Source organism: Pectobacterium sp. PL64, from assembly GCF_022477975.1.
Lineage (GTDB): Bacteria > Pseudomonadota > Gammaproteobacteria > Enterobacterales > Enterobacteriaceae > Pectobacterium > Pectobacterium jejuense.
Genome location: NZ_CP092070.1, coordinates 479412 through 499778 on the forward strand (window position 1 = coordinate 479412; position 20367 = coordinate 499778).

22 protein-coding genes are annotated in these 20367 nt (G+C 53.3%); 16 read left to right on the forward strand and 6 right to left on the reverse strand.

The window, feature by feature from the left end:
- Positions 1–49: 49 nt before the first annotated feature.
- The 12 genes from phnF to phnE (HP572_RS02170) all read left to right on the forward strand — a co-directional run bounded on the left by phnF (position 50) and on the right by phnE (HP572_RS02170) (position 10248).
- Positions 50–766: a phosphonate metabolism transcriptional regulator PhnF gene (gene phnF / locus HP572_RS02115; protein ID WP_240584661.1), complete on the forward strand. Its 717-nt coding sequence runs from the start codon at positions 50–52 to the stop codon at positions 764–766.
- Positions 767–1213, forward strand: a complete 447-nt coding sequence (gene phnG, locus HP572_RS02120) for a phosphonate C-P lyase system protein PhnG (protein ID WP_240584662.1) — start codon at positions 767–769, stop codon at positions 1211–1213.
- The gene (gene phnH / locus HP572_RS02125) at positions 1213–1794 is read left to right on the forward strand and encodes a phosphonate C-P lyase system protein PhnH (protein ID WP_240584663.1); all 582 of its coding nucleotides are present in this window, start codon (positions 1213–1215) and stop codon (positions 1792–1794) included. The genes phnG and phnH overlap by 1 nt, the downstream gene beginning before the upstream one ends.
- A complete protein-coding gene (locus HP572_RS02130) occupies positions 1794–2870 on the forward strand; it encodes a carbon-phosphorus lyase complex subunit PhnI (protein WP_240584664.1) in 1077 nt (358 codons plus the stop codon). The genes phnH and HP572_RS02130 overlap by 1 nt, the downstream gene beginning before the upstream one ends.
- Positions 2863–3717, forward strand: coding sequence for an alpha-D-ribose 1-methylphosphonate 5-phosphate C-P-lyase PhnJ (locus HP572_RS02135; protein ID WP_240584665.1), 855 nt, complete (start codon positions 2863–2865; stop codon positions 3715–3717). The genes HP572_RS02130 and HP572_RS02135 overlap by 8 nt, the downstream gene beginning before the upstream one ends.
- Complete coding sequence (gene phnK / locus HP572_RS02140) at positions 3704–4468, forward strand: phosphonate C-P lyase system protein PhnK (RefSeq protein ID WP_127157636.1); 765 nt, start codon at positions 3704–3706, stop codon at positions 4466–4468. The genes HP572_RS02135 and phnK overlap by 14 nt, the downstream gene beginning before the upstream one ends.
- Before the next feature lie 63 nt (positions 4469–4531).
- Entirely contained in the window at positions 4532–5245 is a 714-nt protein-coding gene (gene phnL / locus HP572_RS02145; protein ID WP_240584666.1) for a phosphonate C-P lyase system protein PhnL, read from the forward strand.
- Positions 5232–6368 (forward strand): alpha-D-ribose 1-methylphosphonate 5-triphosphate diphosphatase, encoded by a 1137-nt coding sequence (phnM, locus tag HP572_RS02150; RefSeq protein ID WP_240584667.1) that lies wholly within the window; start codon positions 5232–5234, stop codon positions 6366–6368. The genes phnL and phnM overlap by 14 nt, the downstream gene beginning before the upstream one ends.
- 152 nt (positions 6369–6520) lie before the next feature.
- Positions 6521–7348, forward strand: coding sequence for a phosphonate ABC transporter ATP-binding protein (gene phnC / locus HP572_RS02155; RefSeq protein ID WP_205552992.1), 828 nt, complete (start codon positions 6521–6523; stop codon positions 7346–7348).
- Between the two features lie 83 nt (positions 7349–7431).
- Positions 7432–8364: a phosphonate ABC transporter substrate-binding protein gene (gene phnD / locus HP572_RS02160; RefSeq protein ID WP_240584668.1), complete on the forward strand. Its 933-nt coding sequence runs from the start codon at positions 7432–7434 to the stop codon at positions 8362–8364.
- A gap of 125 nt (positions 8365–8489) precedes the next feature.
- Positions 8490–9350 carry a phosphonate ABC transporter, permease protein PhnE gene (gene phnE / locus HP572_RS02165; protein ID WP_240584669.1) on the forward strand — a complete coding sequence of 287 codons (861 nt, stop codon included), beginning with the start codon at positions 8490–8492 and terminating at the stop codon, positions 9348–9350.
- Between the two features lies 1 nt (position 9351).
- On the forward strand, positions 9352–10248 hold the full coding sequence (phnE, locus tag HP572_RS02170; protein ID WP_240584670.1) for a phosphonate ABC transporter, permease protein PhnE: 897 nt from the start codon (positions 9352–9354) through the stop codon (positions 10246–10248).
- A gap of 403 nt (positions 10249–10651) precedes the next feature.
- On the opposite strand, the gene HP572_RS02175 is transcribed toward phnE (HP572_RS02170), so the two are convergent.
- The 4 genes from HP572_RS02175 to mutH form a co-directional block, all read right to left on the reverse strand.
- Positions 10652–11713: an NADP(H)-dependent aldo-keto reductase gene (locus HP572_RS02175; RefSeq protein ID WP_240584671.1), complete on the reverse strand. Its 1062-nt coding sequence runs from the start codon at positions 11711–11713 to the stop codon at positions 10652–10654.
- A 208-nt stretch (positions 11714–11921) separates the two neighbouring features.
- On the reverse strand, positions 11922–12140 hold the full coding sequence (locus tag HP572_RS02180) for a YgdI/YgdR family lipoprotein (RefSeq protein ID WP_205546267.1): 219 nt from the start codon (positions 12138–12140) through the stop codon (positions 11922–11924).
- A 174-nt stretch (positions 12141–12314) separates the two neighbouring features.
- Entirely contained in the window at positions 12315–13031 is a 717-nt protein-coding gene (locus HP572_RS02185; RefSeq protein ID WP_010299690.1) for a TerC family protein, read from the reverse strand.
- A 294-nt stretch (positions 13032–13325) separates the two neighbouring features.
- Positions 13326–14021 carry a DNA mismatch repair endonuclease MutH gene (mutH, locus tag HP572_RS02190; RefSeq protein ID WP_240584672.1) on the reverse strand — a complete coding sequence of 232 codons (696 nt, stop codon included), beginning with the start codon at positions 14019–14021 and terminating at the stop codon, positions 13326–13328.
- A gap of 695 nt (positions 14022–14716) precedes the next feature.
- Between mutH and rppH the strand changes: the two genes are divergently transcribed.
- The 4 genes from rppH to thyA all read left to right on the forward strand — a co-directional run bounded on the left by rppH (position 14717) and on the right by thyA (position 19432).
- On the forward strand, positions 14717–15250 hold the full coding sequence (gene rppH, locus HP572_RS02195) for an RNA pyrophosphohydrolase (protein WP_010282870.1): 534 nt from the start codon (positions 14717–14719) through the stop codon (positions 15248–15250).
- Positions 15251–15262: 12 nt separating this feature from the next.
- Positions 15263–17509 (forward strand): phosphoenolpyruvate--protein phosphotransferase, encoded by a 2247-nt coding sequence (gene ptsP / locus HP572_RS02200; RefSeq protein WP_240584673.1) that lies wholly within the window; start codon positions 15263–15265, stop codon positions 17507–17509.
- 225 nt (positions 17510–17734) lie between these two features.
- Positions 17735–18601: a prolipoprotein diacylglyceryl transferase gene (gene lgt, locus HP572_RS02205; RefSeq protein WP_010286783.1), complete on the forward strand. Its 867-nt coding sequence runs from the start codon at positions 17735–17737 to the stop codon at positions 18599–18601.
- A gap of 36 nt (positions 18602–18637) precedes the next feature.
- Positions 18638–19432, forward strand: a complete 795-nt coding sequence (gene thyA, locus HP572_RS02210; RefSeq protein ID WP_039312476.1) for a thymidylate synthase — start codon at positions 18638–18640, stop codon at positions 19430–19432.
- A 45-nt stretch (positions 19433–19477) separates the two neighbouring features.
- Here the strand turns inward: thyA and HP572_RS02215 are convergent, their stop codons facing one another.
- Positions 19478–19714: a hypothetical protein gene (locus HP572_RS02215; protein WP_240584674.1), complete on the reverse strand. Its 237-nt coding sequence runs from the start codon at positions 19712–19714 to the stop codon at positions 19478–19480.
- Positions 19715–19735: 21 nt separating this feature from the next.
- On the reverse strand, positions 19736–20290 hold the full coding sequence (locus tag HP572_RS02220) for a hypothetical protein (protein WP_240584675.1): 555 nt from the start codon (positions 20288–20290) through the stop codon (positions 19736–19738).
- Positions 20291–20367: the final 77 nt, after the last annotated feature.

A 20367-nucleotide genomic window follows, 5' to 3' on the forward strand; every position in this document is an offset into this window, starting at 1 on the left:
GTTCTCCTTCCGATTCGTATTGATGTTCCCTGTTTCTGGGAGATTTTTTATGACGCAGTTGTCCAGACATCCGACCACGCTCTATCAGGCGATTGCCGCCCGGCTAGAAGAAGAGCTACGCGAACGCTACAAATGTGGCGACTATCTTCCCTCTGAAAAGCAGCTGGCGACGCACTACGCTGTTAATCGCCATACGTTACGCCGCGCCGTGGATGATTTGGTGAAAAAGGGGCTGGTTCAACGCCGTCACGGCGTGGGGATCTTGGTGCTTATGCGACCTTATGATTACCCGCTGCATGCGCAGGCTCACTTTAGCCAGAACCTGTTGGATCAAGGCAGCAGTCCCTCCAGCGAACGACTCTTTGCGATGTTAAGTCCAGCCAGTCAGGAGATTGCTACCACGCTGGGCTGTGGTGAAGGCGATAACGTCATTCATTTGCGCACGCTGCGCCGGGTGAACGGCATACCGGTCTGCGTCATTAACCATTTCCTGCCCAATCTTTCCTGGTGGTCGCACCTACAGCAGTTCAATAGCGGCTCGCTGCACGATTTTATTATCGAGCGACTGAATCAGGTGCTGGTCCGTACGCAAACGCGCATCAGTACGCGTTTGGCTCAGGCTAAAGAGAGCCGGCTGCTGGAAATCGACGCGCAGGCACCGCTGCTGTGCTTGCGCACGCTGAATAAAACCGCAAACGGTGAGATCGCCGAGTACTCCGTCAGCCTGACGCGCGGCGATATGATCGAACTGACGCTGGAGCACTAGATGGATACGCTAACACGCCGTCAACGCTGGCTCTCGGTGCTGGCATTCAGCCCGGTTGCCGAGCTTGAAAAACGCTGGCACGCGCTTAATTTACACCCGCAGTACGCTTTGCTGCGCGCGGCTGAAATTGGCCTGACTCGCCTACAGGCGAGAATGGGGGGAACGGGCAAGCGCTTTGTGCTGGGGGATATGACTATCACTCGTGCCGTGGTGCGTCTGGCGGACGGTACGTGCGGGTACAGCTATGTGGCTGGTCGCGATAAAGCCCATGCCGAGCGCTGTGCCGTGATTGATGCTCTGTTGCAACAGCCGGACAACCACGATCGGTTACAGGAGCATCTCATTACCCCTCTGGCGGCGCAGCGTGCCGAGCTGTGTGAACAGCGCGCGCGTGAAATTGCCAGTAGCAAGGTCGATTTCTTCACGTTGGTCCGCGGAGATAACTGATGTCTATACAGGCGAGCTTTGCGCAGCCGGTGGCTGACGCGCAGTGTACTTTTCGGCGCATCCTCAAAGCCGTAAGCGAGCCGGGCGTAACGGTGACCTTACCGTTACAGCAAGGCTGGGGGCGGCTTTCTCCCGCTTTGACGGCGGTGATGCTGACGCTGGTCGATCGCGACACGCCGCTCTGGCTGGATGATGCATTGGATGATGACACCCTCCGCAGCAATCTGCGTTTTCATACCGGTGCGATATTGACCCACGATGAATCGGCGGCCTTCGCCTTGCTTCACGTTTCATCGGCCACGGCTATCGCGCTGTCGCGGTTTTCTGCCGGTGACGTCATGTCGCCGGAAAAGAGCACCACGGTCATCATCGAGGTTAGTTCCCTGACCGGCGGCACGCCGCTGCGCCTGAGCGGGCCGGGGTTGGAAACCTCACGCGTCGTCGATCCGCAATTGTCGCCGGACATCGTGCGCTATCTCTGTCACCGTCCCGATCCCTTTCCGCAAGGTATCGATCTGATGTTCACCTGTGCCGATGCCCTGATGGCATTACCGCGCACCACCCACGTGGAGGTTTGCTGATGTATGTCGCCGTGAAAGGGGGAGAGAAAGCGATCGAGAATGCCCATCGCTTACAGGAAGATCTGCGCCGTGGGGATCGTGATATCCCGGAAATTGGCTGCCAGCAGGTTGAACAACAGCTCGGGCTGGCGGTCGATCGCGTGATGACCGAAGGTGGAATCTACGATCGTGAACTGGCGGCGCTGGCGATCAAGCAGGCCAGTGGCGATATAGTGGAAGCTATTTTTCTACTGCGGGCGTATCGCACGACACTGCCGCGCCTGGCTGACAGTTTGCCACTAATAACGGCAAACATGCGGATTGAGCGACGCATTTCGGCGGTCTACAAAGATGTGCCGGGCGGTCAGGTTCTCGGCCCTACCTACGATTACACTCACCGCTTGCTGGATTTCACGCTGCTTGCCAACGGTGATACACCCGCGCCATCCGTGGCGGATATACCACTGGAAGCAACGTGCCCACTGATATTTGATCTGATGACTCGCGAGGGCTTTGCCGTCAGGGAAGAGGATGACGGCAGCGAGCCGTGTGATATCACCCGCGATCCCCCGAGTTATCCCGCCCCGCGTTCGGCACGTCTGCAACAGCTGGTGCGGGGGGATGAAGGCTTTCTGCTGGCGTTAAGCTACTCGACGCAGCGCGGTTATGGCCGCACCCATCCCTTTGCCGGTGAGATCCGCACCGGCTTTGTCACGGTAGAGATTGTGCCGGAGGAGCTGGGCTTTCCGCTGGAAATCGGCGAAATCCTGCTGACCGAATGTGAAATGGTCAACGGGTTTACCGACAGGGATGAGGAAGCGCCGCACTTTACCCGAGGCTACGGGTTGGTGTTTGGGCGAGCGGAGCGTAAAGCCATGTCGATGGCTCTGGTCGATCGCGCCCTGCAAACCGCAGAGCATCACGAGCGGGTGACTAGTCCGGCGCAGGACGAGGAGTTTGTGCTGTCGCACGCGGATAACGTCGAGGCGGCGGGGTTTGTCTCTCACCTCAAATTACCTCATTACGTCGATTTTCAGGCGGAGCTGGAGCTATTGAAACGCCTGCGTCAGGAGTATCAGGAGGGTAAAAATGCATGAGTTAAGCGGCTATAACCCTGGCTATCTTGATGAGCAAACCAAACGTACGATCCGGCGCGCTATTTTGAAGGCGGTGGCGATTCCCGGCTATCAGGTGCCGTTTGGCGGGCGGGAAATGCCGATGCCCTACGGCTGGGGAACCGGCGGCATTCAGCTCACCGCCAGCCTGATTGGTGAAAACGATGTGCTGAAAGTGATCGATCAGGGCGCGGACGACACGACCAATGCCGTCTCTATCCGACGTTTCTTCCAGCGCGTGAGCGGGGCGGTGACCACCGAGCGCACCGTCGAGGCTACGCTGATTCAGACGCGCCACCGCATTCCCGAAACGCCGCTGAAAGAAGATCAGATTCTAATCTATCAGGTGCCGATCCCCGATCCGCTGCGCTTTATTGAGCCGCGTGAGGTCGAAACGCGCAAAATGCATGCGCTGGAAGAGTACGGCATCATGCAGGTGAAGCTGTATGAGGATATCGCTCGCTATGGTCATATTGCGACAACCTATGCGTATCCGGTGAAAGTGAATGACCGCTATGTGATGGACCCTTCGCCCATTCCCAAGTTTGATAACCCCAAAATGCACAGAATGCCCGCGCTGCAACTGTTTGGCGCAGGCAGAGAAAAACGTATTTACGCTTTGCCTCCCTACTGTGACGTGAAAAGTCTGGATTTTGACGATCACCCGTTCTGTATTCAACGCTGGGATCAGCCCTGTGCGCTGTGCGGTTCGCATGACAGCTACCTTGATGAAATCGTGATAGATGATGAAGGATCGCGTCTGTTTGTCTGCTCCGATACCGACTATTGCCGTCAGCAGCAGGAGAAACAAAGCCATGAATCGCAGTGAACAGCCGCTGCTGGCGGTCAATAACCTGACGCACCTTTATGCGCCGGAAAAGGGTTTTGAAGACGTTTCGTTTGAGCTTTTTCCGGGAGAAGTGCTGGGGATCGTCGGCGAGTCGGGTTCGGGAAAAACCACGCTATTACAGGCTATCTCGGCACGTTTAACGCCACAGCAGGGAACGATTGACTATCAGGGGCGCGATTTATATCGCCTGAGCGAAAGTGAACGGCGACGTCTGCTGCGCACCGAATGGGGCGTGGTGCATCAGTATCCGCTTGATGGCCTGCGCCCGCAGGTTTCGGCCGGCGGCAATATTGGTGAACGGCTGATGGCCGCCGGGCAGCGCCACTACGGTGAAATTAGGCAGCAGGCAAGCCAGTGGTTACAGGACGTTGAGATCCCGGTGGCGCGTATTGACGATCTGCCCACCACCTTTTCTGGCGGTATGCAGCAGCGTCTGCAAATTGCCCGCAGTCTGGTGACGCGCCCCAAATTGGTCTTCATGGATGAACCGACCGGCGGCCTTGATGTTTCCGTACAGGCTCGCCTGCTGGATCTCTTACGTACTCTGGTGCGTGAACTGAATCTGGCGGTGGTGATCGTGACGCATGATTTGGGCGTTGCGCGGATGCTAGCCCACCACCTGATCGTGATGAAACAAGGGCGGGTGGTCGAAAGCGGCCTGATTGACCGCGTGCTGGACGATCCCAGACACCCTTATACGCAACTGCTGGTTTCGTCAGTCCTGAGCTGATGGAAGCCGCGCAAATCCCGCGCTAGCGCGGGTGAATCAGGTTGTAATCAATCGGAACACGCCATGAACACACAGCTTCGCGTTGAGCATCTTTATAAAGTCTTCGTGTTACACAATCAGTACGGTGCTGCTTTGCCCGTGTTGCATGACGCTAATTTTGAGGTCAAGGCAGGGGAATGCGTGGTGCTGGATGGTCATTCCGGCAGCGGTAAATCCACGCTGCTGCGTTCGCTGTATGCCAACTATCAGCCTAACAGCGGCCATATCTGGGTAAAGCACCACGATCGCTGGGTCGATCTGGTGAATACCCCGTCACGGCAAATTCTTGCCATTCGCCGCGATACCATTGGCTGGGTTAGCCAGTTTTTACGGGTGATTCCTCGCGTCTCCACGTTGGATGTCGTCATTCAGCCCCTGCTGGAGCGTGGTATGGCGCGCGCCGAGTGTGAGGATCGCGCCAGACAGTTGCTCGCTCGGCTCAACGTACCAGAACGACTCTGGTCGCTACCGCCATCGACCTTTTCTGGGGGAGAACAGCAGCGGGTAAATATCGCCCGAGGGTTTATCGCCGATTATCCGATTCTCCTGCTGGATGAACCGACCGCGTCGTTGGACAGCGGCAATAGCAACGTAGTGGTTCAACTGATTGAAGAAGCCCGTGAGGGCGGGGCGGCGATTGTCGGCATTTTCCATGACGGCGCGGTGCGTAACCGGCTCGCCACGCATTTACACGCTATGCAACCTTATCCCGGGGTGCAGCAACATGATTATCAATAATGTCCATTTGGTATTGGAAAATGAGGTGGTTTACGGATCGCTGGACGTGCAAGACGGCCTCATTACTCACGTCAGCAACGCATGTAGCCAGCAGCCGGGGGCTTTTGATGGTGAAGGGGGATTCCTGCTGCCGGGGCTGGTGGAGCTGCATACCGATAATCTCGATAAATTTTTTACCCCGCGGCCAAAAGTGGATTGGCCAGCCTACTCGGCCATGAGCAGTCACGATGCGCTGATGGTGGCGAACGGTATTACCACCGTGCTGGATGCGATAGCCGTGGGAGACGTGCGGGACGGTGGTCATCGCTTCGATAATCTCAATAAAATGGTTGAGGCGATCCGTCAGGGACAGGAAAAAGGGCTAAACCGCGCCGAACACTGGCTGCACCTGCGCTGCGAACTGCCGTATGACGCCACGGTGCCGCTGTTTGAACAATTAATGAATACTCCCGACCTGCTGCTGGTGTCATTGATGGATCACTCGCCCGGCCAGCGTCAGTACACATCGTTGCAGAAATACCGTGAGTATTTTCAGGGAAAATATCATCTCAGTAACCTACAGATGGACGCGTTTGAAGAAGAACAGAGGGGGTTGGCCGCTTGCTGGTCTCAGCCCAATCGGCTGGCGATCGCGGCACTCTGCCGTAAAAAAGGGATCGCATTAGCCAGCCATGACGATGCCACAGTAGAACACGTTAACGAATCCCTTCAGGTGGGCTGTGCGATTGCTGAATTTCCCACTACCGAGGCGGCGGCGAGATACTCACACGACCGAGGGTTGCTGGTGTTGATGGGCGCACCCAACGTGGTACGCGGCGGCTCGCATTCGGGCAACGTATCCGCCAGCCAACTGGCGCAGCAGGGCTTATTGGATATTCTCTCTTCTGATTATTACCCCGCCAGCCTGCTTGATGCTGCTTTTCGTCTGGCACAGGATGAGAGCAATCCTTATGACCTGCCGCGTGCTATCACTTTGCTGACGCGCAATCCCGCCCGTGCCATTGGATTACACGATCGCGGTGTGATTGCTGAAGGAGGGCGTGCCGATCTGGTTCTGGCCCATACGCTTCACGGCCATGTTCATATTCGTCATGTGTGGGCAAAAGGGCAGAAGGTGTACTAATCGATTGATTTGCTTATTAGCGGATTTTGGCGCGGCTAAGGATAACCTCACAAATCGTTTCAATTGGTCATTATTTAATCACCTGTTATTCATTAAATCATCATGCCATCTGTTCTTAATGAGGGTGCTACCTCACCACAGTGGATATCAAGATGGCACAGGCACAATTGAAATCTGGCCTCGAATTCAAAACGCAGTTGCAGCCCGTTCAGCCGCAAAAGGTGCTGTCCGTTCGCGGCGTGGGGAAAGCGTGGTCTCCACAACACCGGGTGCTAGACGACGTTAACTTCGATCTGCACACGGGAGAATTCGTTGCCGTCATTGGCCGTTCCGGGGCGGGAAAATCGACGCTACTGCATCTGTTAAACGGCACGATTTCAGCCTCTGGCGGTGAAATCATCAATTACAGCGGTGAGCAACCACAGGATATTATCAAGCTAAGCTCGCGCCAGATACGCCAATGGCGCGCCCATTGCGGCATGATTTTTCAGGATTTCTGTCTGGTGCCGAGGCTGGATGTCCTTACCAATGTCTTGCTGGGTCGCCTTAGCCAAACCTCCACGCTCAAGTCACTCTTTCGTGTGTTTTCCGACGAAGACCGCGCTCGCGCCATCGAGTTGTTGCAATGGTTAAACATGCTGCCACAGGCGTTACAACGCGCGGAAAACCTCTCAGGCGGCCAAATGCAGCGTGTCGCTATCTGTCGGGCCCTCATGCAGCAGCCCAGAATTTTGCTAGCCGATGAACCGGTTGCGTCGCTCGATCCCAAAAATACCCGCCGCATCATGGATGTCTTGCGGGAAGTGAGTCAGCAGGGGATTAGCGTGATGGTTAACCTGCACTCGGTGGATCTGGTGAAGCATTACTGCACGCGGGTTATCGGGATCGCCCAAGGGCGCATTGTTTTTGACGGGCATCCAACGCGATTGGATGAGCCGCTGCTTCATACGCTGTATGGCGATGAACTGAACGCACATTAGTGCGATGTGTATTTAAGACTATATGCATTTAAGACAATGTACGTTTAACACGATGGCCTTTGACACGAGAACAGGTGATAACAATGAGAAAGATCTTTGGTTTGGCGATGATGTTAACCAGCTCACTGACCGTCTTCAGCGCGACGGCGGCGGGGATGCCCAAAGAGCTGAATTTGGGAATTTTGGGCGGGCAAAATGCGACACAGCAGATCGGTGATAACCAGTGCGTCAAACAGTTCCTTGATAAAGAGCTGGGGGTTGAGACCCGGTTGCGTAACGCCTCGGATTACTCCGGCGTCATTCAGGGACTGCTGGGAGGAAAAGTCGATCTGGTTTTGAGTATGTCGCCATCGTCTTTCGCCTCCGTCTACCTGAAAGATCCTAACGCGGTGGACATCGTCGGTATCGCCGTTGACGATAAAGACCAGTCACGCGGCTATTACTCTGTGGTCATGGTCAAAGCCGACAGCCCGTACAAAAAGCTGGAAGACCTGAAAGGGAAATCTTTTGGCTTTGCCGATCCCGATTCCACCTCGGGCTTTCTGGTGCCCAACCAAATATTCAAACAGAAATTTGGTGGGAACAACGACAACAAATACAACAATTTCTTTTCCAGCGTGACGTTTTCTGGCGGCCATGAGCAGGACATTCTGGGCGTACTGAACGGTCAATTTGACGGTGCCGTCGCCTGGACATCAATGGTGGGCGATTACAACACGGGCTACACCGCCGGCGCTTTTACCCGCTTGATCCGCATGGATCATCCAAATCTGATGCAGCAGATCCGGATTATCTGGCAGTCCCCGATCATCCCGAACGGCCCGATTCTGGTCAGCAATAAGCTACCTGCTGATTTCAAACAGAAGGTCATTACTGCGGTGATGAAGCTGGATAAAGAACAGCATGAATGCTTTACCAAGGCGATGGGCGGAACTCAGCATATCGGTCCGGCAAGCCTGAATGACTACAAACACATCATCGATATGAAACGCGAACTGACGAAAGGCAACCGCTGATCGAGAGCTGGCGCGTCGCTATTCCCTCAACGCCCGTTCGGACGTGACATCGAACGGGCGACAACATTTCAGTCCGCTCATCAAAGTCAGGGTAGGACGTATCGCCCGGTAAACAGGACACTGCTTTGAATAATGACTTTGAGCAATATTATCAACAGATTAAAGGGCGACAGAAGCGTGAGGCGCTATTGTGGTCTTTGCTGCTGGCCTGCCTGTTTCTAGGAGCGGGAAAGGTCGCTGAATTCAGCCCTGCAATCATCTGGCATTCTCTGCCGAGTTTTTTCAGCTACTTGCGCGATACGCTACCTGTATTGCACTGGCAGCAGCTTCTGGCTAACGCTCACACCGAAGGCTCTCTGGCTTATTGGGGATATCGGCTGCCGATACAGCTGCCGCTGATCTGGGAAACGCTGCAAATGGCGTTGGCTTCCACGATCGTTGCGGTGGCGGTTGCTACGATGCTGGCATTCTGTGCCGCCGCCAACACGCAAAACTCAATGCTGCTGCGCGTGACTATTCGCGCGCTGGTGGCGTTTTTACGCACCATGCCAGAGCTGGGTTGGGCGGTCATGTTTGTCATGGCTTTTGGCATTGGTGCCATGCCCGGCTTTATTGCGTTAGCGCTGCACACTGTCGGCAGCTTAACCAAACTGTTTTATGAGTCTCTGGAAAGCGCTTCCGATCGGCCGGTTCGCGGTCTGGCAAGCTGTGGTGCCAGCAAGCTCCAGATTATGCGTTTCGCCTTCTGGCCACAGGTAAAACCGATTTTTCTCTCCTACAGCTTTATGCGCATGGAGATTAATTTTCGTTCCTCCACCATTCTTGGTCTGGTCGGCGCGGGCGGCATCGGTCAGGAACTGATGACCAACATTAAGCTCGATCGCTACGATCAGGTCAGTATGACCCTATTGCTGATTCTCGTTGTGGTCTCGCTGCTGGATGGTTTATCCGGCTATTTACGCCGCCGCGTAGTAGAAGGAAAGTAATATGAGAACCGTGACGTCGCCTGATGTCGATCAATTGAAAAAGCAGCATCCTGACCTGTTTCGCATACAGTCGCGCTATCTACGCCGAATCGCACTGCTGGCGCTGGCGGTCATGCTGTATTACCTGTTCTTTTTCCAGACCTTTGGCATCAGCTGGCAGCAGTGGCTCAATGGCTCGGTGCAGCTGGGACGCTATTTTTTACGCATGTTTGTCTGGCATGACTTTCTCAATTGGCCCTTTGGTTACTACCTGTCGCAAATTGCCATCACGCTGTCGATCGTGTTTGCGGGGACGGTAACCGCGACCTGTATCGCGCTGCTCCTCTCCTTCTTTGCGGCGCGTAACATCATGCAGCGCCGCGGACTACGGCCAATTGCGCTGCTGGTGCGGTGCCTGCTGGACATGATACGCGGCATTGATATGGCCATTTGGGGGCTGATATTCGTACGAGCCGTCGGGCTGGGGCCGCTGGCGGGGCTGTTGGCTATCGTGATGCAGGATATTGGCCTGCTCGGCAAGCTCTACGCCGAAGGCCACGAAGCCGTCGAACGTTCACCCGGACGAGGCCTGAGCGCATTAGGTGCCACTGCGCTACAAAAACACCGCTTTGGCATCTTCACACAGTCGTTCCCCATCATTCTTGCGCTCAGCCTCTACCAGATTGAATCGAATACCCGCTCTGCCGCCGTATTAGGGTTTGTCGGCGCGGGAGGCATCGGTCTGGTCTATGCGGAGAACATGCGCTTATGGAACTGGGATGTAGTGATGTTCATTACGCTGATTTTAGTCGCGATAGTGATGGTCATGGATGGGATATCGTCTTGGTTGCGTAAGCGTTATATCACCGGCAAGGATATTCCGCTGTTTCAGCCCAAAAGTAGCGACGACCATAATTGAGTGCTTGTTAGTCATATTTTTATGCAGACTGAGAGACAGTTTCGTGCGCCACAATACCGTTATTTTCATGCTACCTCGTAGCACGCGCCCGACACGGGACGGCTCAAACGCCGCTCGCCCCGTGACCCCAGGCTTTCGGCGGGAATTATGCCGCTGGCGCGGTACCTTCGTCGATATCCGGCTTAACGGACCGCTTGCGACACGTTTACTCACCCCATAAATGGGGCTCGCCCTTCGGGCCAGCACAAGTGCTGTTCAAAACGTCTCTGACGTTTTTGTCCGACGTGGCGCAAGCTTTCGCCGCGTCCTGCGGCTCATCCGAAGCCAGCTATCTCCTCAGCATAATTTTTTACGCCGGAACACGGCAAAATGCCGATGAACCCTGTGGCCCCGATTTTGTCGTTTACGGTGCCGGGAACGTGAAGCGGCGGTGGATGGCTTCCAGCTCGTCAAGGATCTCGCCGTCCAGCGTCAGGTTCTGGCTGTCGAGGTTGATTTGCAGCTGTTCCAGTGTCGTTGCGCCCAGCAGCGTACTGGCGACGAACGGCTGCTGACGCACAAACGCCAATGCCATTTGCGCCGGATCCAGACCGTGCTTTTGCGCCAGCGCCACATACTCGGCAACCGCTGCCTGAGCCTGTGGGCCGGTATAGCGGGTGAAGCGGCTAAACAACGTGTTACGCGCATTGGCCGGTTTCGCGCCGTTCAGATATTTACCCGTCAGCGTACCGAATGCCAGTGACGAATAGGCGAGAAGTTCCACGCCTTCATGCTGGCTGATTTCCGCTAAGCCGACTTCAAAACTGCGGTTCAGCAGGCTGTAGGGATTCTGAATTGACACGATACGCGGCAGGTCGTGCTTTTCCGCCAGATGCAGATAGCGCATCACGCCCCACGGGGTTTCGTTGGAGACGCCGACGTAGCGGATCTTACCGGCACGCACCTGCTCATTCAGCGCTTCCAGCGTTTCCAGCAGCGTGACGACCGATTTGTCTTCAGTGTATTGCGGTTTGTCATCGGTATACTGATAGTTCAGCTTGCCAAAGCAGTTGGTCTGGCGCTGAGGCCAATGCAGCTGATAGAGATCGATATAGTCGGTGTTCAGGCGTTGCAGGCTGGCATCCAGCGCGGCACGGATGTTTTTTCTGTCCAGCGCCTGCTGTGGCCTAATGCTGTGATCGTTTCCGCGCACGGGGCCGGAGACTTTACTGGCCACAATCAATTTTTCACGTCCGCCACGGGACTTCAGCCAGGAACCGATATAGCTCTCGGTTAGCCCCTGTGTTTCCGGGCGCGGAGGAACGGCGTACATTTCTGCTGTGTCAATCAGGTTAACACCTGCGGCAATGGCATGATCTAACTGGGCATGAGCGTCTGCTTCGCTGTTCTGTTCGCCAAAGGTCATCGTACCAAGACCCAGCATGCTCACTTCTAAAGAACTATGGGGAATACGGTGATATTGCATTGCCAGCTTCCTTATGTCTGAAAATAGCAGGCGCTTTTCCCGTCATTTCCGCATGATTTGCTGCGATTCCAATGAGTTTGGGAAAACACACCTGAATTCGACTATAAACGAAGCCGTGGCGAGTGGGGAAGTCTCTTCTGTTGCCCTTCAGCAGGATTTTGCCGAAGAGCGTCGTTCGATGGGGGAAAATATCGGGCTAACGTTGCCGTTAGCGCTGCACGATCTGGGAGATTTGATCGCTGTTGATTTGTTTCTGATTACCTTGCTCATCGATATAGCTGAGCAGCCCGGTATCTTTATCCAGCACGGGTTTTCCCTGCGTCAGGAGCATTTGCCCCTCTTTTGTCGCCATCACATAGTCACTGGAACAGCCTGCCAGAGTGAATAATAACGCCAGTGTGATTGCCATTTTCATCCGTACTTTCATCATATTAACCCGTTCATGAATGCCAAAACTTCAGATGAGTCTAGCAAATGGTTGCGGAGGTTAACGTAGGAATAATGGAAAAAATGTGTTGGGAGGGAATTAATATTGTGTAATCAGGCGGCAGGTCGCCGCCTGATTATGACGTCTTTATCGTGAGCGCTCGCGATGCGGCGATCAGTGTGCTGCTTTTTCTTTTTTACTGCGCAACAGGTTCAATGCCTCGACGGACATTGAGAAGAACATGGCGAAGTAGATGTAGCCTTTCGGTACGTGAACGTCGAAGCTTTCCAGAATCAGGGTGAACCCGACCAGGATCAGGAACGACAAGGCCAGCATTTTGACGGACGGATGGCGTTCGACAAACTCGCCGATAGGGCGCGCAGAGAACATCATCACGAGAACGGCAATAATGACCGCTGCCATCATAATAAACAGATGGTCAGACAGGCCGACGGCAGTGATTACCGAATCCAGGCTGAAGATGATATCCAGCATCATGATCTGCACAATCGCGCCAAAGAAAGAGTACACCTTGGAAGTATGGTCTTCTGAACCGCCTTCGACGGTTTCGTGAATTTCCATACTCGACTTCCAGATCAGGAAGAGTCCCCCGAAGAACAGGATCAGGTCACGTGTGGAGATTTCATTGCCAGCGACGGTAAACAGCGGGTCGGTCAGACGCATGACCCAGGCAATAGAAGCGAGCAGTCCCAAACGCATTAACATCGCACCCATCAGCCCGATGCGGCGAGCTTTGTTTTGCTGGGCTTTAGGCAGTTTGGCGACAACCAGAGACAGGAAAATAATGTTATCGATCCCAAGAACGATTTCCAGAATAGTCAGCGTTCCCAATGCTAACCATGCGTTCGGATCAACAATCCAATCAAACATTATATCAATACACCTTAAACGAAACGTAAACGATATTATACTCTGCCAGCTCAGGGCGTAGGCAAGCGAAAGTGTGATGTTGTGAAAATATACTCGTCATACTTCGCATTGCTGCCCGTGTGCTGGCGTCCCTTTTGCTCTGGTTTTTTACTCTGGGTCGGCGTCAGGCTTTTCCCAGAACGATTCCCTTGTCGCACGATTGCTGCGTAATAGAGTGCGGCGTATAAGGCTAGTGTACGATGAAGCGGGGCGCTGATGAAGCATCGTGCTAATAGAACATCGCGCTAACGAAATTCAACTGCTGAGCTGCATAAAGTGGCGGGCTAGTAGCGGCGCGGTAAAGGTTTTTTTCAGGTAGAAGCCGCGCGGTAAGGTCAGAATCGGTTGACCAAATTCGCCAATCGCCTCGGTTAATGCCCGGCTATTTGCCGCTTTGGGGCGTAGTTGTAGCACTTCGCCATGCCGTGCGGTGATGCTTTCTACCCGACCAAGCACGATCAGGTCCATCAACTCTTCCCAATCGCAGCGCAGCTGTTCCTCTTCTTCTTCATTGGGGCTCCAGATCAGCGGTGTGCCAATACGGCGTTCCCCTAGCGGAATGTGTCGCGAGCCTTCGACCGGAATCCACAGTACCCGCGCGAGCTTGTGTCGTACGTGGCTGCTTTCCCACGTCACGCCGCTGTTGCCTGTTAGCGGTGCGACGCAGACGAACGTGGTTTCCAGCGGTTTGCCCTGTTCATCAATAGGAATGGTTTTGAGTTCAACACCGATGTCGGGGAAATCCTGCTCAGGCTTGCTGCCTGCGCTTGCACCCAGAAAACGCTCCAGCAAGATACCAATCCAGCCTTTATCGCGTTTCAGGTTAGCGGGAATAGGCAGGCGGGCGATGTCCGCTAATTCCGCGAGATTATAACCCGCGAGGGATTGCGCGCGTTCCAGCAACGTGTGCTCACTTGGCGGCGCAGTCATGTGAACCGTGGGTGAATTCATAGCGTATAGCCCGATATTTTTTCGCTCAAAAAAAACACAATAGATAGAGAACACCAGTGCACAGCCTGCAAGACTGTGGAGAAAAACAATAATAGCATGATTCGTAGTGCTTTTTTTTAGTGTGATGGCGATCACTTAACACCGTTTTGCAAACTGTGCACGTATAGCCACCGACAATAAACAGGATCTTACACTAGGTTATCCACAGATTTCTTGGATAACCCACATAAACATGAATTACTGGTTCGATTTACAGCCTTGACTCCCGACCTTTTTGCTGTTTTTGCCTATTTATTGCCTGACTTTGAGACATTCCCTGTGGATAAAATCGGCATAGTGCGATCTTTCGCCAATCTTGCGTTGTATGCCATTTGAACAAAAAATCAGGGGCTGCTTTTTTACGTGAAATGGTTTGTAATTTAATGAATAAAAAGAATTATTTTTTAATTCGCATTAATATTTTTTCTTCATGAAAAATGAGTTTTACTTACTTCTTCATGGGTTCTGCACAAAGATGTCCACAGAAAAAGTGAATAAATTGCCGATTCCGGTCTTCACATGTTTATAACTTTGATCTTATCTGTGGGTTATCTTACTTTTATTCGTATCACATGCTTTCTAAGCAGTGGTTTACCACCTGACGGGAGTGTGAAACAATCAGGTCATCTTTGCATTGATGTTTATCGAGGTAGTCGGTGATCGATGATGATGGCTACCGCCCAAACGTTGGTATTGTAATTTGTAATCGGCAGGGGCAGGTGATGTGGGCCCGGCGCTATGGTCAGCACTCCTGGCAGTTTCCGCAGGGGGGGATTAACCCCGGTGAAAGTGCTGAGCAGGCGATGTACCGCGAACTGTTTGAAGAAGTCGGGTTAAGAAAAAAGGATGTGCGCGTATTGGCATCTACCCGTAACTGGTTACGCTATAAATTACCAAAGCGTTTGGTGCGTTGGGATACAAAACCGGTCTGTATCGGCCAAAAGCAGAAATGGTTTTTGCTACAGTTGATGTGTAATGAGTCGGATATCAATATGCAGAGCAGCGGCACGCCGGAATTTGATGGCTGGCGCTGGGTGAGTTACTGGTATCCGGTACGTCAGGTCGTCTCTTTTAAGCGAGATGTGTATCGTCGCGTGATGAAGGAATTTATCAATCCGGTGATACTGCTTCAGGAGAGTGTTGCGGCTCGGGTGGTTACGCCATCCGGTCCTCGGCGAAAAAGAGGGTAATTCAGGCACATTATGCTCACGCGCTTGCGAGAAATTGTCGAAAACGTTGCGGCAACGGCCCGCCTTAGTGATGCGCTGGACATTCTGGTCAATGAGACCTGTCAGGCTATGGACACGGAAGTCTGTTCCATTTATCTGGCCGATCACGATCGTCAATGTTATTACCTGATGGCAACGCGCGGGTTGAAAAAGCCGCGCGGGCGCACGGTTACGCTGGCGTTTGGGCAAGGTATTGTTGGGCTGGTCGGGCAACGTGCTGAGCCCATCAATCTGGCCGACGCTCGCACACACCCCAGTTTCAAATATATCCCCGCCGTGAAAGAGCAACATTTCCGCTCTTTTCTTGGCGTTCCCATTATCTACCGTCGCCACCTGCTGGGCGTACTGGTGGTGCAGCAGCGTGAACATCGTCAGTTTGATAAAAACGAAGAATCGTTCATGGTGACGCTGGCCACGCAGATGGCCGCTATTCTTTCCCTTTCACAGATAAAAACGCTCTTCGGTCAATACCGTCAGACGCGCGTTAAGGCGCTGGTGGCTGCACCCGGTGTGGCAATTGCCCCCGGCTGGCAGGATTGTACTCAGCCTTCTTTGGAACAGGTTTTCCCCGCATCGAGTCTGGACAGCGAGCGTGAGCGCTCCCGTTTAACGCAGGCATTGGAAGAGGCCACGGCGGAATTCCGCCGCTTCAGCAAGCGGTTTAGCGCCAGCGCGCAGAAAGAGAGCGCGGCGATTTTCGATTTGTATTCGCACTTGCTGAACGATGCGCGGCTCAAGCGTGAACTCTTTCAGGAAGTGGATGCGGGCAATGCCGCCGAATGGGCCGTGAAACTGGTGATCGAGCGCTTTGCCGCGCAGTTCACCAATTTGCAGGATACTTATTTACGCGAACGGGCGGGCGATCTGCGTGCGTTGGGGCAACGTCTGCTGTTCCACCTCGACGATAACGCGCAAATCATGGGGCAGTGGCCTGAGCGCTTTATCCTCGTGGCGGACGAGTTGACGGCTACGCTGCTGGCTGAACTGCCGCCGGAGCGTCTGGCGGGCGTTGTTGTCTATGACGGTGCCGCGAATTCGCATGCGGCGATTCTCGTCCGTGCCATGGGCATTCCGACGCTGGTGGGCGCGGATATCCAGCCCGATCTGCTGCATCAGCGTCTGCTGATAATCGACGGTTATCGCGGCGAGCTGCTGGTCGATCCTGAACCCGTGCTGGTACAGGAATACCAGCGTCTGTTGACGGAAGAAAATGAGCTGACCCGTCTGGCCGAAGGCGAAATGGAACAGCCTGCCGTACTGAAAAGCGGTGAACGTATTCAGGTCATGCTAAATGCAGGTCTCAGCGCTGAACACGAAAAACGCTTTATCAATCAGGTTGATGGCGTGGGGCTGTACCGCACGGAAATCCCGTTTATGCTGCAAAGCGGATTTCCGTCTGAAGATGAGCAGATGGCGCAATATCAAAGCATGTTGCAGCTTTATCCTACGCGCCCCGTGATGCTGCGCACGCTGGATATCGGCGCGGATAAGCCGCTGCCTTATCTGCCTATCAGCGAAGAGAACCCTTGTCTCGGCTGGCGCGGCATTCGTATTACGCTCGATCAGCCTGAAATCTTTCTGATTCAGGTGCGCGCGATGCTGCGTGCTAACGCGCATAGTGGCAATCTCAATATCCTGCTGCCAATGATCAGCAGTCTGGATGAAATCAGTGAAGCACGTCGCCTGATCGATCAGGCCGCGGGAGAAGTCGAAGAATTACTCGGCTTCCCACAGCCCAAGCCGCGAATTGGAATCATGATTGAAGTTCCGTCGATGTTGTTCCTGCTCCCTCATCTGGCTTCCCGCATCGATTTTGTTTCGGTTGGTACCAACGATCTGACGCAGTATCTGCTGGCGGTAGATCGTAACAACGCTCACGTGGCATCGCTTTATGACAGTCTGCATCCTTCCATGTTGCAGGCGTTGAATATGATCGCCGTCGAGTGCGAGCGTTATAACATCCCGCTTTCCGTGTGCGGAGAAATGGCGGGCGAAGCGCTCGGCGCACTGCTGCTAACCGGGCTGGGATATCGCTCGCTCAGTATGAACGGACGTAGCGTTGCGCGAATTAAATATCTGCTGCGCCAAATTACGCTGGCTGAATCGCAGGTGTTGGTGAAGCAATTGCTCGGTGCGCAGAGCGCGACAGAAGTCCGACAGTGGGCGGCGAGCTTCATGGAAGAGCGCGGATTGGGCGGCTTGATTCGCGGCGGACGCTAATCCGTCGCGGTGCGATATCGACAGAACATTAAGATTTAATTGCGAGTAAATGTTTAACAACGACTCAATGTTTTACAGAACTTTTCCCCTCCGCGATCAACGAGCGTGGGCGCGTATGCTATGATTCGCCACCGCGGTTCGCAGGAACGGATTCATTCTCCTGCCTTTTGCCTATCAATGACGATCCCAAAAGTAGGGATAACACAATAAAATATGTGGTGAATGATGACGACAAGCTATCTGGCGTTTCCTCAGTTTGATCCCGTGATTTTCTCAATCGGCCCGCTGGCGCTGCACTGGTATGGGCTGATGTATCTGGTGGGTTTTGTATTTGCCATGTGGTTGGCGGTGCGTCGGGCGAATAAACCGGGTAGCGGCTGGACCAAAGATGAAGTCGAAAACCTGCTGTATATGGGGTTCCTTGGGGTCTTCGTCGGTGGGCGTCTGGGCTATGTCCTGTTTTATGCCTTCCCGTCATTTCTTGAAAACCCGCTCTATCTTTTCAAAGTCTGGGATGGCGGCATGTCGTTCCACGGCGGCTTAATGGGCGTCATTTGCGTCATGCTGTGGTTCGCTCATCGCACCAAACGCCATTTCTTCCAGGTTGCTGATTTTATTGCTCCTCTGATTCCTTTCGGACTTGGCGCTGGCCGACTGGGCAACTTCATCAATGGCGAACTCTGGGGACGCGTGACGACGGATACCCCGTGGGCTATGCTGTTTCCTGGCTCGCGCGGTGAAGATATGGCGCTGGCCGTCAGCAACCCGCAGTGGCAGGCGATTTTCAATCAGTATGGCATGCTGCCGCGTCATCCTTCTCAGCTGTATCAAATGATGCTGGAAGGTGTGGCGCTGTTTATCATTCTGAATATCTTTATTCGTAAATCTCGGCCGATGGGCAGCGTTTCAGGGCTTTTCCTGATCGGTTATGGCATGTTCCGAATCATTACTGAATTCTTCCGCCAGCCGGATGCGCAGCTGGGGCTGTTCGGCGGCCTGTTCAGCATGGGGCAAATCCTGTCTCTGCCGATGGTGATCGCTGGTATTCTGATGATGGTCTGGGCCTATCGCCGTCAGCCTGCACAGCAATAATCCGCCGTCCTTCTTTAATATTTGTGGTGAGGTAGTATGAAACAGTATCTGGATCTGATGAAAAAAGTGCTTGAAGAGGGCACGCCGAAAGCCGACCGTACCGGCACGGGCACGCGTTCTATTTTCGGCCATCAGATGCGTTTCAACTTGCAGGACGGGTTTCCGCTGGTTACCACCAAAAAATGCCACCTGCGTTCGATTATCCATGAACTGCTCTGGTTCCTGAACGGCGATACCAATGTTGCTTATCTGCATGAAAATAAAGTCAGTATTTGGGACGAATGGGCGGATGAGAACGGCGATTTGGGGCCAGTTTACGGTAAACAGTGGCGTTCGTGGGGCGCTGCAGATGGTCGTGAGATCGACCAGTTGAAGAATGTTCTGACCCAGTTGAGACAGGATCCAGATTCTCGTCGTATTATCGTGTCTGCATGGAACGTGGGTGAGCTGGACAAAATGGCGCTGGCACCGTGCCATGCATTTTTCCAGTTCTACGTGGCGGATGGCAAACTCTCTTGCCAGCTTTATCAGCGCTCGTGCGATATCTTCCTCGGCCTGCCGTTCAACATCGCCAGCTATGCACTGCTGGTGCATATGGTGGCGCAGCAGTGCGATCTGGATGTCGGTGATTTCGTCTGGACTGGCGGCGACACGCATCTGTACAACAACCATCTGGAACAGACGAATTTACAGTTGAGCCGTGAACCGCGCGCGCTGCCTAAACTGGTGATTAAGCGCCGTCCGGATACGCTGTTCGACTACCGCTTCGAGGACTTTGAAATCGAGGGATACGATCCACATCCCGCCATCAAAGCACCGGTTGCGATCTAAAGCCTCTCCCATGTTTTCGAGGGACGCGTCATGCGGCCCTTTTTGTTATTTCTCTTCGCGCAACGGACCCACCGCTTCCTGAACCGATGGTGCAGGGGAGTTTTTAATCCCATCTGCCGCGATAAACATGAGAGTAAATAATTCTTCCTCACTAGTGATTCGCATTTTGCGGCCAGCAGGAGATTTCATCTTTCGAGATGACACAGTCGCACGGTAATCTGTCGGCTCTTTATTCATAACTACCTCGCAAAATGACGATTTATTAGCCACATTGTCGCGCATTATTTACTCTTCCTCAATGTGCTATCCCCGCTTTGAATACGATATGAACCAGTTGAGTAAATCATCTGCCGAGCGAAAGAGGATAGATTTATCTCCGCTTATATCTAAAAATTGATGACTTTTGATATAATAATCAGCAACTTTTTCATTGACTGGGCTTTGAATATAAACGCCTTCACCTTCCACCTTGATAAGAAAAAATAGTATGATTACTAAACAATAGGTCAACATTTTCCCATCCAGAATAGAACCCCTTTTTGAGAAATTTTGAAGTAACTCAATGCTTAATATATGGTTTATTGTGTTGAACGAACAAACACAAGCCCCGTCGGGTTTTGTTGTTGGTATGTCAGCATCGAGCTTAAAGATAAACCCGAATTCACTATCAGCGTAAAGACTCGTTTTTGCCAAACGCCAGTCAATATCGAAATCGCTTTCTCTGGCAAGAGCAATGCACCAGTCAACATCATCCTGATTCATTGGGGAAACTGACATACCAAGGTTAACCGTACTAAAGTAACGATTTGCCACTTCCAAAGCCGAGGTCCCATTTTCTCTCACTGTTGTTGATTTCATTTCGATCTCCTTATCCTGAGTTCGATTCCTCCTTGTCACCGACTTACTCGGGGTGTGACATTACCTCCTTCACCGCG

Bases quoted from the DNA above. Each gene is read 5' to 3' on its own strand.
- phnL (WP_240584666.1), top strand. From the start codon at position 4,532: ATGAACACACAGCTTCGCGTTGAGCATCTTTATAAAGTCTTCGTGTTA.
- HP572_RS02135 (WP_240584665.1), top strand. From the start codon at position 2,863: ATGCATGAGTTAAGCGGCTATAACCCTGGCTATCTTGATGAGCAAACC.
- phnH (WP_240584663.1), top strand. From the start codon at position 1,213: ATGTCTATACAGGCGAGCTTTGCGCAGCCGGTGGCTGACGCGCAGTGT.
- phnG (WP_240584662.1), top strand. From the start codon at position 767: ATGGATACGCTAACACGCCGTCAACGCTGGCTCTCGGTGCTGGCATTC.
- phnD (WP_240584668.1), top strand. From the start codon at position 7,432: ATGAGAAAGATCTTTGGTTTGGCGATGATGTTAACCAGCTCACTGACC.
- lgt (WP_010286783.1), top strand. From the start codon at position 17,735: ATGACGACAAGCTATCTGGCGTTTCCTCAGTTTGATCCCGTGATTTTC.
- thyA (WP_039312476.1), top strand. From the start codon at position 18,638: ATGAAACAGTATCTGGATCTGATGAAAAAAGTGCTTGAAGAGGGCACG.
- phnC (WP_205552992.1), top strand. From the start codon at position 6,521: ATGGCACAGGCACAATTGAAATCTGGCCTCGAATTCAAAACGCAGTTG.
- phnM (WP_240584667.1), top strand. From the start codon at position 5,232: ATGATTATCAATAATGTCCATTTGGTATTGGAAAATGAGGTGGTTTAC.
- HP572_RS02180 (WP_205546267.1), bottom strand. From the start codon at position 12,140: ATGAAAGTACGGATGAAAATGGCAATCACACTGGCGTTATTATTCACT.
- phnE (WP_240584670.1), top strand. From the start codon at position 9,352: ATGAGAACCGTGACGTCGCCTGATGTCGATCAATTGAAAAAGCAGCAT.
- phnK (WP_127157636.1), top strand. From the start codon at position 3,704: ATGAATCGCAGTGAACAGCCGCTGCTGGCGGTCAATAACCTGACGCAC.
- HP572_RS02220 (WP_240584675.1), bottom strand. From the start codon at position 20,290: ATGAAATCAACAACAGTGAGAGAAAATGGGACCTCGGCTTTGGAAGTG.
- phnF (WP_240584661.1), top strand. From the start codon at position 50: ATGACGCAGTTGTCCAGACATCCGACCACGCTCTATCAGGCGATTGCC.
- HP572_RS02185 (WP_010299690.1), bottom strand. From the start codon at position 13,031: ATGTTTGATTGGATTGTTGATCCGAACGCATGGTTAGCATTGGGAACG.
- HP572_RS02215 (WP_240584674.1), bottom strand. From the start codon at position 19,714: ATGCGCGACAATGTGGCTAATAAATCGTCATTTTGCGAGGTAGTTATG.
- mutH (WP_240584672.1), bottom strand. From the start codon at position 14,021: ATGAATTCACCCACGGTTCACATGACTGCGCCGCCAAGTGAGCACACG.
- HP572_RS02130 (WP_240584664.1), top strand. From the start codon at position 1,794: ATGTATGTCGCCGTGAAAGGGGGAGAGAAAGCGATCGAGAATGCCCAT.
- HP572_RS02175 (WP_240584671.1), bottom strand. From the start codon at position 11,713: ATGCAATATCACCGTATTCCCCATAGTTCTTTAGAAGTGAGCATGCTG.
- ptsP (WP_240584673.1), top strand. From the start codon at position 15,263: ATGCTCACGCGCTTGCGAGAAATTGTCGAAAACGTTGCGGCAACGGCC.